The 253-nt window shown below is 52.2% G+C and carries 1 protein-coding gene; it reads left to right on the top strand.

Going from position 1 to position 253, the window contains the following annotated elements; all coding sequences use genetic code 11:
• Window positions 1-231 (top strand): hypothetical protein (locus tag AC1RPT_RS08155; RefSeq protein ID WP_481763050.1); only part of this gene is annotated, 231 nt, incomplete at its 5' end.
• Between the last annotated feature and the right edge of the window lie 22 nt (window positions 232-253).

Below are 253 nucleotides of genomic sequence, written 5' to 3' on the forward strand. Positions count from 1 at the left end.
GCCAAAGAATGGACGCCGCTTCTCGACAACGAGAAAAAGGTGGAAAACCAAAACGAGTTTGCGGAAATCATCAAGACGCGTGCCGCAGTCCGCACCTTTACCAACGCAATCGAGGCAAATCGCTGGATCATTCAGAACGTGACGGGTGTGCAACAGCCTCTCGTGGCTCAGGGCACGCAGCAGATTTGGCAATCCCAGCAAGCTGAGCCACAATTTCAACGCCCGCAGTAAATAGCAGTTTTAAGTACTGGAG

The organism is Dellaglioa sp. CoH-56-MRSF-11 (genome assembly GCF_056782135.1).